The organism is Massilia aquatica, assembly GCF_011682045.1.
GTDB lineage: Bacteria > Pseudomonadota > Gammaproteobacteria > Burkholderiales > Burkholderiaceae_D > Telluria_A > Telluria_A aquatica.
The window spans coordinates 1-15,290 of record NZ_VVIW01000021.1 but is presented as its reverse complement, the minus strand read 5'-3'; the positions used below and the strand labels follow the sequence as shown (position 1 = coordinate 15,290).

The following is a 15,290-nucleotide window of genomic DNA, read 5'->3' as shown; positions in this document are numbered from 1 at the left end:
TATGTCGTATGACCGCAGTAATATTGCGACTTGAGCCATTCGCTGAAAGCCGCTATGCAAAAGACGCCGACCAACCCCGCTGTACCGCTGCAAGGTCGTGCCGGCAGCAGTCCGTCCAGCGCTTGCTGGCGCGATGGCAAACTGATCGTCATTCCCGCCGGGGCATCGTTGCCTGCGCGCTGCGTCAAATGCAACGCGCCAGCGCAGATGGGCAAGCCACAAAAGTTTTCCTGGCACGATCCTAAATGGAACCCATTGATATCGATCCACTTCCTGTTGCATGTCGTCGGGGCGGCTGCGTTACAGGAATCGGTCAGGTTGGCCGTTGGCCTGTGCGAACGACATCGGCGCTGGCCCCGCTGGTTTAACTATCTCTCGTATGTCTTGATCGCGCTCGGTTGCGCAACGCTGGCCGCCGCGTTCTTTGTAGAGGAAAGCCTGCTGATAGGATCGCTGGCTTTCGCCATCTGGCTGGTCGCCGCCATCATCGGCACCGCCGCCGGGCATACGCTGACAGCGGCCTATGTCAGCAAGGCGGAAGCACGATTGAAAGGAGGCGGCAGCGCTTTCCTCGATTCGCTGCCGCGCCGCTAACTGCCTGTCCGCCTTACATATTGCGGCGGTACTGCCCACCGACCTCGAACAGCGCCGTCGTGATCTGCCCCAGCGAGCAAACCCGCACCGCTTCCATCAGCTTCTCGAACACATTCGCATTGTCGATCGCGGCCTGCTGCAATGCCGCTAGCACCTGCGGCGCCTGCTCGGCGTTACGGCGATGGAAGTCGTCCAGGCGCGTCAACTGCGACTGCTTCTCGTCGTCGGTGGAGCGCGCCAGTTCGATCTTCTGCGGCGTGTCGTTCGCCTTCGGATTGCGGAAGGTGTTCACGCCGATGATCGGCAAGGTGCCGTCGTGCTTCTGGTGCTCGTACAGCATCGACTCTTCCTGGATCTTGCCGCGCTGGTAGCCGGTTTCCATGGCCCCGAGCACGCCGCCACGTTCGGCGATGCGTTCGAATTCCTGCAGCACCGCTTCTTCCACCAGGTCGGTCAGTTCCTCGATGATGAACGAACCCTGGTTCGGGTTCTCGTTCTTGGCCAGGCCCCATTCGCGGTTGATGATCAACTGGATCGCCAGCGCGCGCCGCACCGATTCGTCGGTCGGCGTGGTGATCGCCTCGTCGTACGCATTCGTGTGCAGCGAGTTGCAGTTGTCGTAGATCGCAATGAGTGCCTGCAAGGTGGTGCGGATATCGTTGAAGTCGATCTCCTGCGCATGCAGCGAACGGCCCGAAGTCTGGATGTGGTACTTGAGCTTCTGGCTGCGGTCGTTGGCGCCGTACTTGTCGCGCATGGCCACCGCCCACAGGCGGCGCGCCACGCGGCCCAGCACCGTGTATTCCGGGTCCATGCCGTTACTGAAGAAGAACGACAGGTTCGGCGCAAAATCGTCGATGTGCATGCCGCGCGCAAGGTATGCTTCCACGAACGTGAAGCCGTTCGAGAGCGTGAACGCCAGCTGCGAAATCGGGTTCGCGCCCGCTTCGGCGATGTGGTAGCCCGAGATCGACACCGAGTAGAAATTGCGCACCTGGTGATGCACGAAATACTCCTGGATGTCGCCCATGACCTTCAGCGAAAACTCGGTCGAGAAGATGCAGGTATTCTGGCCCTGGTCTTCCTTCAAAATGTCGGCCTGCACCGTGCCGCGCACGTTCTGCAGCACCCAGGCGCGGATTTTCGCGGCTTCATCATCGGTCGGCTGGCGCTTGTTTTCGACCACGAACTTGTCGATCTGCTGGTCGATGGCGGTGTTCATGAACATCGCCAGGATCGTCGGCGCCGGGCCGTTGATTGTCATCGACACCGAGGTGCTCGGGCTGCACAGGTTAAAGCCGTCGTACAGCACCTTCATGTCGTCCAGGGTGGCGATCGAGACGCCCGAGTTGCCGACCTTGCCGTAAATGTCCGGGCGCAGCGCCGGGTCGGCGCCGTACAGGGTCACCGAATCGAACGCGGTCGACAGGCGCTTGGCGTCCATGCCTTCCGATACCAGCTTGAAGCGGCGGTTGGTGCGGAACGAGTCGCCTTCGCCGGCAAACATGCGGGTCGGGTCTTCGCCTTCGCGCTTGAAGGCGAACACGCCGGCCGTGAACGGGAATGAACCCGGCACGTTTTCCAGCATCAGGAAGCGCAGCACTTCGCCGTGGTCTTCATAGCGCGGCAGCGCCACCTTGCGGATCTTGGTGCCCGACAGGGTATGGGCAATCAAGCGCGTGCGGATTTCCTTGTCGCGGATCTTGACCACGTAATCGTCACCCGCGTACGCGGCCTGCATTTCGGGCCACATGGCCAGGAGCTTCTTGGCGGTGGCGTCGAGCGCGTTATCGCGCTCGGTAATCAGCTCGTCGAAGTCCGCAGTCTTGGACGCCAGCGCCAGCATGCGTTTCGCTTCCGTCAGTTGCTGGCGTTCGCGTGCCAGCTTGACCTGTTTCGACGCATTCTTGTGGTAGCCGCGCACCGTATCGGCGATTTCGGCCAGGTAGCGCGCCCGTGCCGGCGGCACGATCACGTGCTTGCCGCTGGAGTGGCGGATGTCCGCCTGCGGCAGCTTGCCCGGCGCGATATGCAGGCCGAATTCGCCGAGTTTCGGCAGCAGGCCGTGGTACAGGGCGGTCACGCCATCGTCGTTGAAGCGCGATGCCTGGGTGCCGTACACCGGCATTTCTTCCGGGCGCTTGCTCCACATTTCGCGGTTGCGCTGGTACTGCTTGGCGACGTCGCGCAGGGCGTCGAGCGAGCCTTTGCGGTCGAATTTGTTAATCGCGATGAAGTCGGCGAAGTCCAGCATGTCGATTTTTTCGAGCTGCGAGGCGGCGCCGAATTCGGGCGTCATCACGTACATCGACACATCCACGTGCGGCACGATGGCGGCGTCGCCCTGGCCGATGCCGGAGGTTTCGACGATCACCAGGTCGAAACCGGCGACTTTGCAGGCGGCGATCACGTCGGGCAGCGCCTGCGAGATTTCGGAGCCGGCTTCGCGCGTGGCCAGCGAACGCATGAATACCCGCGCCTGGCCGTTCCATGGATTGATCGCGTTCATGCGAATCCGGTCGCCCAGCAGCGCACCGCCGGACTTGCGGCGCGACGGGTCCATCGAGATGATCGCGATGTTCAGGGCGTCGTTCTGGTCGAGGCGGATGCGGCGGATCAGTTCATCGGTCAGCGACGACTTGCCGGCGCCGCCGGTGCCGGTAATGCCCAGGGTCGGCACGTGCAGGCCTTCGGCCGCGTCGACGATGGCACGGCGCAGTTCGGGCGTGGCCTTCTCGTTTTCGAGTGCGGTGATCAGCTGCGCCAGCGGGCGGTGGCGCGAGGCCACGTCGCCCTGCCGCAGCGGTTCCAGGGTGGTCGGGGAATAGGTGGACAGGTCGATGTCGCAGGTCTGGATCATCGACTGGATCATGCCCACCAAGCCCATGCGCTGGCCATCTTCGGGGCTGAAAATGCGGGTGACGCCATAGGCATGCAGGTCCGCGATTTCGTCGGGGACGATCACGCCGCCGCCGCCGCCGAACACCTTGATGTGGGCGCCGCCGCGTTCGCGCAGCAGGTCGATCATGTACTTGAAGTATTCGACGTGGCCACCCTGGTAGCTGGAGATGGCGATGCCCTGCACGTCTTCGGCCAGGGCCGCGGTGACGACTTCGTCGACCGAGCGGTTGTGGCCGAGGTGGACCACTTCGACGCCGTTCGATTGCAAAATGCGGCGCATGATGTTGATCGATGCGTCGTGGCCGTCGAACAGCGAGGCGGCGGTGACGAAGCGGACTTTGTTGGCCAGTTTCGGCTGTTCGGGGAGATTCAGTTTGGCGGCGGGAGTCAGGTCGTTCATGATGATCCTTGCGATAGCGTTCTTGTAAGGTATATGACGTTTACGTAAACGTCAAGCGACGTGTCGGCGCAGTCAGTCGTGCGTCAGCACGAGTGAGACCACGACATGTGAGCCGTCTTCCCCGCGAAGGCGGGGATCCATAGCAAGCGTGAGAAGCGACATTTCCGCTTATTGCCACCGGCGCCTTTACGCTGCCGTGCTATGGATCCCCGCCTGCGCGGGGAAGACGTCAGGCCGCGTGCTGGCGCGCCCCATCCCCCAGCAGCCGCGCCTTCTCCACGCGGAACTGCGCCACGGCCTTTTCCTTCACATGTCCATACCCGCGAATCTGTTCCGGCAGGTTGGCCAGTTCCACCGCGGTCGCGTGATTGTCGGCATTGAGGCCAGCGATCAGCCCCTCGATCATCTGGCGATACTCCACAATCAGCGCGCGCTCCATCTTGCGTTCTTCGGTGCGGCCGAACACATCGAACGCCCCGCCGCGCAGGCCCTTGAACTTGGCCAGCAGCGCAAACGCCTTCCACATCCACGACCCGAATTCGGCTTTCACCAGGTGTCCCTTGGCGTCCTTCTTGGCGAACATCGGCGGCGCCAGGTTGAACTTGACCGAAAAATCGCCCTCGAACTGCGACTTGAGCTGCTCCACGAAGCGCCCGTCGGTGTACAGGCGCGCCACTTCGTATTCGTCCTTGTACGCCATCAGCTTGAAGTAGTACTTGGCCACGGCCGTCGACAAGCGGTTGCCCAGTCCCTGCGCCGTTTCCGCCGCGCGCACCGTGGCCACCAGCTGCTCGTAGATGGCCGCATACGCGCCATCCTGGTATGCGGTCAGGAACTCGACCCGCTTCTTGATCACGTTCTCCAGGCTTTGCGGCATCTGCACCACGATGGCCTGGGTCGGCGTTGCCACCTTTTCCACGCGCTTCAGATCCACGGCGGCGCGGCGGCCCCACAGGAAGCTCTTCTTGTTCGGTTCCACGCCCACGCCGTTCAATTCAATGGCGCGCAGCAGCGACGCTTCGGTCAAGGGAATGCGGCCCTTCTGCCATGCGTAACCCATCATGAACAGGTTGGCGGCGATCGAGTCGCCCATCAGTGCCGTCGCCAGCTTGGTCGCGTCGATGAAGTCGGCGGCGTCATTGGCAGGCGCACCCACCGATTCCATGATCAGCGCGCGCACTTCTGCGGCCGGATACTCCCAGTCGGCCTGCTGCGCGAACGTGCCTGGCGGCTGCTCGTGCAGGTTGATCACGGCCATGGTGCGGCCCGGACGCATCTTCGAAATCGCGTCCTGCGCGCCGGCGGTGAGCATGTCGCAGCCGAGGATCAGGTCCGCTTCGCCGGTGGCGATGCGCTGCGCGCGCAGGTGTTCCGGCGAGCGCGCCACCTTCACGTGCGAGGTGACCGAGCCGTTTTTCTGCGACATGCCGGTCATGTCCAGTACCGACGCGCCCTTGCCTTCGAGGTGGGCGGCCATGCCCATCAGCGCGCCGACGGTAATCACGCCGGTGCCGCCGATGCCGTTGATCAGGATGTTGTACGGCTGGTCGATATTCGGCAGCACCGGTTCCGGCAGCGGTCCGAAACCATCGTCCACATTGCCTTTGGTGACGCCGGTCTTGGTTTTTTTCAGCGTGCCGCCTTCGACGGTGACGAAACTCGGGCAGAAGCCCTTCACGCACGAGTAGTCCTTGTTGCAGGACGACTGGTCGATGGTGCGCTTGCGCCCGAATTCGGTTTCCTTCGGCAGGATCGAGACGCAGTTCGACTGCACGCCGCAGTCGCCGCAGCCTTCGCACACGGCGTCGTTGATGACCATGCGCTTGTTCGGGTCGGGGAACTCGCCTTTTTTGCGGCGGCGGCGTTTTTCGGCCGCGCAGGTCTGGTCGTAGATCAGCACCGACGCGCCTTCGACGTCGCGCAGCTCGCGCTGGACCGCATCCATCTCCTTGCGGTCGTGCAGGGTCACGATATCCGGCAGCGAGGAGCGGTCGCTGTAGCGCGACAGGTCTTCGGTCACCAGCGCGATGCGCTTGATGCCTTCGGCCGCCATCTGCTGGGCGATCATCGGCACCGAGGTCTGGCCGTCGACCGGCTGGCCGCCCGTCATCGCCACCGCGTCGTTATATAGAATCTTGTAGGTGATGTTGACCTTGGCCGCCACCGCCGCGCGGATCGCCAGGTAACCGGAGTGGAAATAGGTGCCGTCGCCCAGGTTCTGGAACACGTGCGGCACTTCCGAAAACGCCTGCTGGCCGATCCACGGCGCGCCTTCGCCGCCCATGTGGGTGGTCAGCTTGTTCATGCCCGGATAGATCGCGGTGGCCATCACGTGGCAGCCGATGCCGGCCAGCGCGAAGCTGCCGTCGGGGACCTTGGTCGAGGTGTTGTGCGGGCATCCGGAGCAGTAGAAGGCGGGGCGGAACGGGGTGTTGATGGCCTTGCGCAGCACCGCATCCTTGGCGTCCAGGAAGGTCAGGCGCGCCTTGATCAAGTCGCAGGTGCGCGCGTCCGTAATCAGGCGCGAGATGCGCGAGGCGATCACACGCGCCACTTGCGAGACCGAGAAGTCGGCCTTGGAGGTGAGCAGCCACTCGCCGCGCGGCGCCACCCATTCGCCTTTTTCGTCGAACTTGCCGATCACCTTCGGGCGCACGTCGTCGCGCCAGTTGTACAACTGCTCCTTGAGCTGGTATTCGACGATCTGGCGCTTTTCTTCGACCACCAGGATTTCGTCGAGGCCCTGCGCGAATTCGCGCACGCTGTCCGGCTCCAGCGGCCAGGGCATGGCGACCTTGAACAGGCGCAGGCCGACGTCGGCCGCCATTTTCTCGTCGATGCCCAGTTCTTCCAGGGCTTCCAGCACGTCCAGGTAGGACTTGCCGGAGGCGATGATGCCGAGTTTGGCGTTGGCGCTGTCGATGGTGGTGTGATTGAGCTTGTTCTCGCGCGCATACGCCAGCGCCGCGTAGATCTTATAGTCCTGCATCAGCGCTTCCTGCTTGCGCGCCTGCAGGCCGAGCGGGTCGGACGACAGGCGCGTATTGAGGCCGCCTTCGGGCATCACGAAATCCTGCGGAATTTTCACTTGCACGCGGAACGGATTGGCGTCGACCGAAGCGCTCGATTCGACCGTATCAGCCAGCGCCTTGAAGGCCACCGTGCAGCCCGAAAAGCGCGACATGGCCCAGCCGTGCACGCCCAGGTCCAGGTATTCCTGCACATTGCACGGGTACAGCACCGGCACCATGCAGGCCGAGAAGATGTGGTCGGACTGGTGCGGCAGGGTCGAGGAGTACGCCCCATGGTCGTCGCCGGCCACCAGCAGCACGCCGCCATGCTTGGACGTGCCGGCGTGGTTCATGTGCTTGAAGACGTCGCCGCAGCGGTCCACGCCCGGGCCTTTGCCGTACCACATGGCGAACACGCCATCGTACTTGGCCGGGCCGATCAGGTCGACCGTCTGCGAGCCCCAGACGGCGGTCGCCGCCAGGTCTTCGTTTACGCCCGGCACGAACTTGACGTGGTGGGCTTCGAGGTGGGCCTTGGCCTTCCACAGGTTTTCATCGAGGCCGCCCAGGGGCGAGCCGCGGTAGCCGGAAATGAAGCCGGCCGTGTTCAGGCCGGCGGCCTGGTCGCGTTCGCGCTGCATCATCGGGAGGCGCACCAGCGCCTGGATACCGGACAGGAAAATATTGCCCGTGGTCGCCGTGTATTTGTCGTCGAGGGTGACCGTGGTCAGGCGTGAAGCGACGTCCTGCTTGGCAGGCGTCGTTGCCGTGGTATCTGGCATGGTGTGTCTCCAAAAGGGTATTCGGGGTGTTGCCCCGCCAGGACGGCGCCGGGTAGGCGCGTAGATGACGGGGTAGGGTGCTGTTTATAGGCAGCGTGATTCAGGCAGCTTGATTCTACAAGACTCTCCGGTATGGAGCGCCGTTGGCGTGGAGTGTATGAGCTTCCCGGCCATAGGGGAAATACGGTTTTCGGATGGGGGTATAAGAAAAAGTGATGGCTCGCGGCCGCTGCAAGTTATTTGGGCAGCTGCGCGCCCGGCCAGGCGCCGCCGGCGCACAGTTCTTCGGTCACCTGATGCACCAGGCGTTTGACCGCGGCCGCCGCGTTGGTCAGCGGAATATTGCGCGAGGCGCACAGGGTGACCTTGCGCGCCAGCGCCGGGCTGTGGATCGGGCGCGCCAGCATGGCGCCGCGTTCGATGTCGGCCAGCAAGGGCGCGACCGGCAGGATGGTGGCGCCCATGTCGGCCAGAATCGCCGACTTGAGAATGGCGATCGAGTTAATTTCAATCACGCTCGAGAGGCGCAGGCCGGCTTCGCGCGCCACGTTGTCGATGCGCGGTCGCACGCCTTGCTGCCGGGCCGGCAAAATCAGGGTGGTGGCCAGCGCGTCGGCCAGCGCCACCGTCTCGCCCGGCGGGCTGAAGGCGGAACCGGTGCGGCAGATGAAACTCAGTTCCTCTTCCACCAGCGCGCTGCTGGCAAAGGCGCCCAGCTGGCCGTCGTCGAACAGCACCGCCAGGTTAATCCGGCCCGACTTTAACTGTTCGTTCAAATTGCCGGATAACTCTTCGGTTAGCTGCAGGGTGATCTCGGGATAAGTGTTGCGCGCCGCCATCAACAAGGGCAGGGCGAGGGCGCCGGAAATGCTGTGCGGCAGCCCCAGGGTGACACTTCCCGAGGGCCTGGTGGTAGACTGGATCACGGCCGACCGGGCGTCGCCGACCTGCTTCAAAATCGCTTGCGCATGCTCGTAAAACACCTTGCCGGCGTCGGTGGTCAGCACGCCCTGGGCCGAGCGGTGCAGCAGTTGCGCGCCCAGCTCGTCTTCGAGCCGGCGCAGCTGCTGGGTCAGCGCCGGCTGGGCCACGTGCAGCACCAGCGCCGCGCGCGACAGCGAGCCGTGGTCGACAATGGCGACGTAATAGCGCAGCTGGCGTAATTCCATGATGGTCCCGGCCGGTGAGTTGTTTTTGGAAAGCAGTGATGCAATAGGGAAATATTGGCGTTATACTGGTTGCCGCAATTGCGCGAGATTACACCACAGACGGACCGAATCATGCTCAAGAAAATTGACGCCTCGCAACTCAAGACTGGCATGTATATTCATGACCTCAGTTGCGACTGGATGACGCATCCGTTCGTGCGTAATCGCTTCCTGCTCACCAGCGAGGAGGAAATCCGCAAGATCGTCAACGCCGGCATCCATGACGTGGTCATCGATTGCAGCAAGGGGCTCGATGTCGACCATGCGCCGACCCTGGAAGAAACCCGCCAGCACACCGAGGAAGCGCTGGTGGAAATCGCCGCGCGGCCGGTGATCGTCACCCGCACCACCCTGGCCGAAGAGCTCAAGCGCGCGGCCGTGATCCGCCAGCAGGCCACCGGCCTGGTGCGCACCGTGATGCAGGATGCGCGGCTCGGCAAGGCCATCGAACTCGACAGCGTGTCGCCGATGGTGGAAAACATCACCGAATCGATCCTGCGCAACCCTGGCGCGCTGATGGGCATGCTGCGCATCAAGAACAAGGATGACTACACCTTTTTGCACTCGGTCAGCGTGTGCACCTTGCTGGTGGCGTTTTGCCGCTCGCGCGGTATGGATGCCGAGACCACTTACCAGGCCGGCCTGGGCGGCCTGCTGCACGATACCGGCAAGGCGCTGGTGCCGGACCATGTCCTCAACAAGCCGGGGCCGCTGACGGACGAGGAATTCGCGATCATCAAGAAGCACCCGCGCGACGGCTACGATATCCTGCTCAAGTCCCCCGAGATCGGCCCGATTCCGCTCGACATCACCCTGCACCACCACGAGCGGCGCGACGGCAGCGGCTATCCCGAGAAGCAGGGCGAGGGCGCGATCAGCGAGCTGGCGCAGATGGCGGCGATTGTCGATGTGTACGATGCCATCACGGCCGACCGCTGCTATCACAAGGGCATGTCGGCGGCCGAAGCGCTGCGCAAGATCTACGAGTGGAGCAAGTTTCATTTTCATCCCACGTATGCGCAGGAATTCATGCGCTGCGTCGGGATTTATCCGGTCGGCACCATGGTGATGCTCGAATCGGGCCGGCTGGGGGTGGTGATCGAGCCGCACGAGACCAACTTGCTGGCGCCCAAGGTGAATGTGTTCTTCAATACCAGGCGCAATGTCTACATCAGGCCGGAAACCGTCGATCTGTCGCGTCCAGTGGGTTTTGGCGGCGGCGACAAGATCGTGCGCCCCGAGTCGCCGCAGAAGTGGAATGTGGATCCGATGCAGTTCATCAGCGTTGGCTAGGAGCCTGCGCCGCGCTTAAAAGAATTCGGCCGTATCGTTCGACGCCACCGCGTGCAGCAGGCCGCCCGAGACCAGCTGGTCGTAGTGGCAGGCCTGGTTGCGCCCGTGGCTCTTGGCGTAATACAGCGCCTGGTCGGCATGCCCGAGAATGATCACCGGCGACTCGTACGGGCTGATGCTGACAAAACCCACGCTCACCGTCACCTGTCCCACCTGCGGGAAGTCGTGCGATTCGACATTGGTGCGGAAACGGTTGATGATCTTTTCCGCATTGTCGAGCGTGGTCGAGCGCAGCAGCACCACGAATTCCTCGCCGCCGAAACGGAACACCCGGTCCTGCGAGCGGAATGACGATTGCAGCAGGTTGGCGATCAGGATCAGCACTTCGTCGCCGTACAGGTGGCCGAACTTGTCGTTGACCAGCTTGAAATGGTCGACGTCGACCACCGCCAGCCACTGCTTTTCGGCATCGGAATGCTGGCGCCGCTCTTCCTGGCCCGGTTCCAGCGATTCCTGCTCGGCGGTAACGTGCAGCATCTTGGCCAGCTGGTCGTCGAAGGTCTTGCGGTTGAGCAGCCCGGTGAGCGAGTCGCGCTCGCTGTAGTCGAGCAGGTTCTGGAAATTGCGGTACACGCTGACAATCCCGCCGATGACGTGGATGGTGTCGCTCGTGTACGGGGTCGGGTGCATGATTTCGAGGCAGGTGTCGGCCTTCTCGCCGATCCAGATCGGCAGCCACAGGGTGCGCTTGCCATCGGCCGACAGGCTCTCGGCGCTGGTGTCGTTGTTGGCGATGCAGGCGGCCAGTTCCGGAAAGCTGGCGATCGGCTCACCCGGCGAATTCACATCGGCAGGTTCTTCCATGCGCGCCACGCCGCCGGCGCAGATGCTGGCGCGCGCGCGCACGTATTGCTGGCCGCGCACATGCATGATGGTCAGCACGCGCGTCTGCGACGCCCGCGCCAGTTCCTGCACCGCCGAGATCACCGAGATGTCGAGCATCGTGTGGTCGCGGTGGCCAGTCATGTCCACCATGTGTTTAAGAAGGGAATCCATGTCGTTCTCGGAAATGTGAATCAAACAACTACCACGTAGTGCGGGCATGTCCATCGACACGGCGAGCTGGTCTGCCTGAGCGCCGGACCCCCTCGGCTGGCGCCGCGCCTGGATACGTCGTGCACGATAACCCCATTTTGCTTTTTAGGCAATTGTCATGCATAAACGCTCGCGTTCACCCGATTCTACCGTTGTGTGACGCCTTGCGGCTCACCGCACAGCAACTTTTTCGCCATCCTGTCGTATATCGACCGTTTCCATAATAACAAAAATAGTACCTTTGGGAAAGTTGCGTTGGGTCAAGTCGCTGTTTCCCTGGATCTTTATAGTGAACTCAATGGCGGAAAAATTGAAGTACAGCAGCAAGGTACCTCAAGGTAAGGCAGTAGCGCAGCCGCACCCTGTGCCAGAAGTTGGCAGTTTTAACTAACCGGAGATCACCATGAGCACCATCACCACCGCAGTGCAAGCCTTCATCAACGACGAAGACGGCGCCACCGCCATCGAGTACGGCCTGATCGCCGCGCTGATCGCTGTCGCGATTGTCGGATCGCTGACTAACGTTCAGACTGAACTGAAAGCGATGTTTGCCACAGTTGTTGCGGGTCTGAAAACTTAATCCGCGCACGCTTGCCGCCATCCTCGTTCGTCACGCCCAGGCTTCCCGGGACAAGTTCTTGTTCCGGGAGCTTTTTTACATTCTCGTGGCCCTCTTGCCATTTCCCCTCGGTAGGCGCGCAGAGAAGGTACTCCGGGTCGTATTCGTGCAGGACTGCGTTGGGGCGGCGTCAAGCGCTTACGCATCAAAAATAATTCCTTGTAAAAAGTTGCTCCCGGTCAATTTGCTGATCTGTGAGGTCTTTATAGTGAACTCAATGGCGGAAAGATTTGGAGTAAAACCCCCGTACTTCCCCGGTAAGACAGCAAGCGCACCGAACCAGACGCCAGAAATTAGCAATCTTTAACCCACCGGAGGTCACCATGAGCACCATCACCACCGCAGTGCAAGCCTTTATCAACGACGAAGCCGGCGCCACCGCCATCGAGTACGGCCTGATTGCCGCGCTGATCGCTGTGGCGATTGTCGGGTCGCTGAGGGAGGTACGAACAGAACTGGAAGCCTTGTTCGCCACCGTGGTCACGGATTTGAAAGGCTGATCATTCTTTCACCTGCCGCCCCCAGCCTTCATCGCCGTACCCGCCCCCGGAACAGGGCCCTGTTCCCGGGGCATTTTTACGTGAGCCGCCCATGCCCGCCCTGACCTTTCTCGAATGCCTCCTGATCGCCCTGCTGCTGGCCGCCGCCGCCACCGACCTGAAGTCGCGCCGCATCCCCAACCGCCTGCTGGCGGCCGGCCTGGCCTGCGCCGCCATCCTGCACCTGTGTTCGGGCCGGCCGCTGGCCCTGCTCGACACCGGCCTGGCCGGCTTCGCCAGCGGCCTGCTGCTGTTCCTGCCCCTGTACTGCCTTCGCGGCATGGCCGCCGGCGACGTCAAGCTGATGGCCACCGTGGGCGCCTTTACCGGCCCGGCCATGGCCCTGCAGGTCGCCCTGGCCGCGTTCTGCGCCGGCGGCCTGATGGCGCTGGTCATGATCCTCGCCAGCGGGCGTCTGCGCGACACCGGCGCCAACCTCATGGCGCTGCTGCGTCCCCTGTTCCTGCGCCTGTGCGGCATGCCGGTGGTGGCCGAGCCGCTCCCGACCCCGAGTGTGGGAAATATGCCATACGCGGTCGCGATTGCCGGCGGCACGTTTTTCACTCTGGCGCGGCCCTGGCTCTAGTTTCCGTACGGCCATAGCTTGTGCCGCATCAAACCGGCGCGGGGGCTGGTGACTAAAATAAATTGTGGCTTCAGGAAACGCCACCTGTTTATGCGAGGAACCCAAGATGAGTTATACCGCCCCCACCGGAGCGCTGCCGCACAGCAGCTTGCGGATGCGCGCCGCCGCTCCCGACTACGCCAGCGGCAGCCCGCCGCCGCAGCCGCGCTGCGTGCGCGACACCGGCCTCGAACTGAGCCTGATCGTCGAACTGGTCGCCAAGGCGATGTATTCGATCGGCAAGATCCACCTGCCCGTCCTGACCGGCAAGCTCAAGCTGTCGATCTCGGTCCTGCGCGAAGCGCTCGACGCCATGCAGGCCGACCACCTGGCCGAAGTGGCGGGGCGCGGCGACTCCGATCTCGACGTCCACTACCAGCTGACCGAGGGCGGGCGCCAGCGCGCGGCCGAGTTCCTGGCGCGCTGCCGCTACGTGGGACCGGCGCCGGTCACCCTGCAAGCCTACCGCGACCTGGCGCAGCGCCAGTCGGGCCGGCAGGCCGAGGCCGGGCACATCGGCATGGCCGAGATGGCCGCCGCCTTTGCCGACGACGTGCTCGAGCCTGGCGTGCGCGACTTGCTCGGCGCGGCCCTGCAGTCGCGCCGCCCGCTGTTGCTGCACGGCCCGTCCGGCAGCGGCAAGACCACCCTGGCGCGCAAGCTGGGCCAGCTGCAAACCGGGCTGGTGGCCATTCCGCATGCGATCCTGGTCGAGGGCCATATCGTGCAGTTCCACGATCCCGCCGTGCACCTGCCGGCCCCGCCCCAGCACGCCCGCCAGAACGAGGAGCGGCGCAACCCGGACGCGCGCTGGACGCTGTGCCGGCGCCCGCTGGTCCAGGTCGGCGCCGAGCTGGGCTACGAAATGCTCGACCTGCGCCTCGACCATGCCAGCGGCGTGTACCGCGCGCCGCCGCACTTCATGGCCAACAACGGCATCCTGCTGATCGACGACCTGGGACGCCAGCGCCTGCCCGCCGAAGAATTGCTCAACCGTTTCAGCGCCCCGCTCGACAGCGGCTGCGACCAGCTCACCATCGAGGGCGGCTACAAGATCGCGGTGCCGTTCGATGTCACCGTGGTGCTGGCCACCAATCTGGCGCCGCAGGCCTTGCTCGATGAATCGTTCCTGCGCCGCATCGGCTACAACATCCTGGTCGGGCCGCTGTCGGAAGCGGCGTATGCGGCCTTGTTCCGGCGCCAGTGCCACCAGCATGCGCTGGCCTGCGACGAAGACGTGCTGTACTACCTGATCACGCGCCTGCATTACGGCAGCGGGCGCCCGCTGCTGGCCAGCTACCCGGCCGAGCTGCTCGGGCGCCTGCACGATTTTGCCGCCTTCGCCGGCACCACGGCGCGCCTCTCCGCGGCTGCCATCGAACAAGCCTGGCACAGCATGGCGCTGGGCCAGGGCACGGCGGCGGCCGCTGCCGCACCGGTCACTTTTTCCGCCGATAGCGGCACCACCCTGTACGAGAGGATCATATGAAAAACAAACGCGCATTGCTGACCATGGGCGTGGCGGTCCTGCTGGGGATCGGCGCGGTCGTCTTGGCGTCGCTATGGCTGCTGCGCCAGCCGGGCAATGCCTCCAACCGCATCGCCGTCGCCAGCGCCGACATCAGCCGCGGCCAGCGCCTCTCGCCCGACATGCTGCGCATGGCCGACTGGCCGGGCGCCACCACGCCCGCGGATAGTTTCAAGGACAGCCTCAAGCTGAGCGAGCGGGTGCTCAAGGCCAACGTACTCAAGGGCGAGCCGCTGACCGAAGCCAAGCTGGCCCCGCCCGGCACCCTGGGCGGCTTGTCGGCCCTGATCAGCGAAGGCAAGCGCGCCATCACGGTGCGCGTCAACGATGTGATCGGCGTGGCCGGCTTTGCGCTGCCGGGCAATTACGTCGACGTTATCGTGCACACCGAGCGCGATCCGGACGAGCATGCCAAACAGGGGCGCAACGGGCTGCACATTTCCAAGATCGTTCTCGAACGCATCCTGGTGCTGGCGGTGGCGCAGGAAGTGGGGCGCGACGAAACCAAGCCGAAAGTGGTCAACGCCGTCACGCTCGAAGTCACGCCGGAACAGGCCGAAGCGCTCGACCTGGCGCGCGGGGTCGGCTCGCTGTCGCTGGCGCTGCGCAACCAGGTCGATCCGGGCGCGCCGCAGACGGCCGGCGCTACCAAGTCCAGCCTGCTGGACCAACTGGCCGCCGCCGCAGCCGCCGCG

The 15,290-nt window shown here is 63.7% G+C and carries 11 protein-coding genes; 7 read left to right on the top strand and 4 right to left on the bottom strand.

Annotation, left to right across the window (positions count from 1 at the left end; translation table 11 throughout):
- Window positions 1-54 precede the first annotated feature (54 nt).
- Window positions 55-594: a hypothetical protein gene (locus tag F1609_RS25865; RefSeq protein WP_167079529.1), complete on the top strand. Its 540-nt coding sequence runs from the start codon at window positions 55-57 to the stop codon at window positions 592-594.
- Between the two features lie 13 nt (window positions 595-607).
- Here the strand turns inward: F1609_RS25865 and icmF are convergent, their stop codons facing one another.
- The 3 genes from icmF to F1609_RS25850 form a co-directional block, all read right to left on the bottom strand.
- Window positions 608-3,895 (bottom strand): fused isobutyryl-CoA mutase/GTPase IcmF, encoded by a 3,288-nt coding sequence (icmF, locus tag F1609_RS25860; protein ID WP_167079528.1) that lies wholly within the window; start codon window positions 3,893-3,895, stop codon window positions 608-610.
- A gap of 229 nt (window positions 3,896-4,124) precedes the next feature.
- Window positions 4,125-7,688 (bottom strand): indolepyruvate ferredoxin oxidoreductase family protein, encoded by a 3,564-nt coding sequence (locus F1609_RS25855; RefSeq protein ID WP_167079527.1) that lies wholly within the window; start codon window positions 7,686-7,688, stop codon window positions 4,125-4,127.
- Window positions 7,689-7,924: 236 nt separating this feature from the next.
- Window positions 7,925-8,857 (bottom strand): LysR substrate-binding domain-containing protein, encoded by a 933-nt coding sequence (locus F1609_RS25850; protein ID WP_167079526.1) that lies wholly within the window; start codon window positions 8,855-8,857, stop codon window positions 7,925-7,927.
- Between the two features lie 111 nt (window positions 8,858-8,968).
- On the opposite strand from F1609_RS25850, the gene F1609_RS25845 reads away from it, so the two are divergent.
- Window positions 8,969-10,189: an HD-GYP domain-containing protein gene (locus tag F1609_RS25845; protein WP_167079525.1), complete on the top strand. Its 1,221-nt coding sequence runs from the start codon at window positions 8,969-8,971 to the stop codon at window positions 10,187-10,189.
- Window positions 10,190-10,204: 15 nt separating this feature from the next.
- Here the strand turns inward: F1609_RS25845 and F1609_RS25840 are convergent, their stop codons facing one another.
- Window positions 10,205-11,245 (bottom strand): GGDEF domain-containing protein, encoded by a 1,041-nt coding sequence (locus F1609_RS25840; RefSeq protein ID WP_167079524.1) that lies wholly within the window; start codon window positions 11,243-11,245, stop codon window positions 10,205-10,207.
- A 442-nt stretch (window positions 11,246-11,687) separates the two neighbouring features.
- On the opposite strand from F1609_RS25840, the gene F1609_RS25835 reads away from it, so the two are divergent.
- The 5 genes from F1609_RS25835 to cpaB all read left to right on the top strand — a co-directional run.
- Entirely contained in the window at window positions 11,688-11,864 is a 177-nt protein-coding gene (locus F1609_RS25835; protein ID WP_167079523.1) for a Flp family type IVb pilin, read from the top strand.
- Between the two features lie 362 nt (window positions 11,865-12,226).
- Window positions 12,227-12,403: a Flp family type IVb pilin gene (locus F1609_RS25830; RefSeq protein WP_167079522.1), complete on the top strand. Its 177-nt coding sequence runs from the start codon at window positions 12,227-12,229 to the stop codon at window positions 12,401-12,403.
- Window positions 12,404-12,494: 91 nt separating this feature from the next.
- Window positions 12,495-13,028, top strand: a complete 534-nt coding sequence (locus tag F1609_RS25825; protein ID WP_167079521.1) for an A24 family peptidase — start codon at window positions 12,495-12,497, stop codon at window positions 13,026-13,028.
- A gap of 106 nt (window positions 13,029-13,134) precedes the next feature.
- Window positions 13,135-14,556: a DUF8689 domain-containing protein gene (locus F1609_RS25820; RefSeq protein WP_167079520.1), complete on the top strand. Its 1,422-nt coding sequence runs from the start codon at window positions 13,135-13,137 to the stop codon at window positions 14,554-14,556.
- A partial coding sequence (cpaB, locus tag F1609_RS25815; RefSeq protein ID WP_167079519.1) for a Flp pilus assembly protein CpaB occupies window positions 14,553-15,290 on the top strand: 738 nt, incomplete at its 3' end. The genes F1609_RS25820 and cpaB, both read left to right, overlap by 4 nt.